Genomic DNA, 1,238 nt, shown 5'->3' with positions numbered 1-1,238 from the left:
TCAATCACACAAAGATCAGTGTAAATACGGTCGACACAGTGTTTACCCGTAACTGGATAAGTGAGCTCAGCCACAATCTTAGGTTCACCTTGCTTGGTCACATGGTCAGTAGTGATAAATACTTTTTTAGCACCTACAGCCAAATCCATCGCACCACCTACCGCAGGAATCGCATCCGGTGCACCCGTGTGCCAGTTTGCCAAGTCACCATTCGCTGCAACCTGAAATGCGCCAAGTACCGCAATATCAAGGTGTCCACCACGCATCATCGCAAATGAGTCACCATGGTGGAAAAAGCTGCCACCTTCGAGCATGGTCACAAACTCTTTACCCGCATTAATCAGTTCAGGGTCTTCTTCACCTGCCGCTGGTGGTGGGCCAAATGCCAACAGGCCATTTTCAGAATGAAGAAAAATATCTTTGTCGTTAGGTAAGTAACTTGCAATCTTGGTCGGTAAGCCAATGCCAAGGTTTACATAGGCACCGTCTGGAATATCTTGTGCCACACGTTTTGCAATCTGGTCACGGCTGAGTTTCTGGTAGCTCATGTTATTTCTCCTTATTGCTTATTGTGCGGGCTGTACTTGTACAACGTGCTGTACAAAGATACCTGGGGTAATAATGTGCTCCGGATCTAGTCCACCTAGTTCAACCACTTCAGAAACCTGAACAATGGTGACATCAGCAGCCATGGCCATAATTGGTCCAAAGTTACGTGCAGATTTACGGTAAACCAGATTGCCCCAGCGGTCGCCCTTGTATGCTTTAATCAAGGCAAAGTCAGCTTTGATCGGATATTCGAGTACGTAGTCTTTACCATCAATCTCGCGGGTTTCTTTACCTTCAGCTAAAAGTGTTCCAAAGCCAGTTGGGGTAAACACAGCACCTAATCCCATACCAGCGGCCTGAATACGACAAGCCAGATTACCTTGCGGTACTACTTCAAGCTCGACCTTTCCGGCACGGTACAATTCATCAAACACATAAGAGTCTGACTGACGAGGGAAAGAGCAAATCACTTTTTTAACCGAACCGGCTTTAAGTAGTTTAGCCAGACCGTAATCGCCATTACCGGCATTGTTACTCACAATAGTCAGGTCTTTAATCCCCAGTTCAATTAGTCCGTCAATGAGTTCAGCGGGTTGTCCTGCGGTACCAAAACCACCAATCAGAATGGTTGCACCATCTTTAATCTGCGATAGTACCTCGCTAAGAGAGGACTTACTTTTGTCAATCAT

Annotated in this window: 2 protein-coding genes; both read right to left on the bottom strand. The window is 46.3% G+C overall.

Annotation, left to right across the window (positions count from 1 at the left end):
• On the bottom strand, positions 1 to 548 hold a 548-nt coding region (locus I5515_RS17415; RefSeq protein WP_199969021.1), incomplete at its 3' end, for a 3-oxoacid CoA-transferase subunit B.
• Positions 549 to 566: 18 nt separating this feature from the next.
• Entirely contained in the window at positions 567 to 1,238 is a 672-nt protein-coding gene (locus I5515_RS17410; protein ID WP_174745512.1) for a 3-oxoacid CoA-transferase subunit A, read from the bottom strand.

This window comes from Acinetobacter calcoaceticus (assembly GCF_016508255.1).
Lineage (GTDB): Bacteria > Pseudomonadota > Gammaproteobacteria > Pseudomonadales > Moraxellaceae > Acinetobacter > Acinetobacter calcoaceticus_E.
The sequence above is the reverse complement of the archived record's forward strand: the minus strand, read 5'-3'. Positions and strand labels throughout refer to the sequence as shown.

Bases quoted from the DNA above. Each gene is read 5' to 3' on its own strand.
- I5515_RS17410 (WP_174745512.1), bottom strand. From the start codon at position 1,238: ATGATTGACAAAAGTAAGTCCTCTCTTAGCGAGGTACTATCGCAGATT.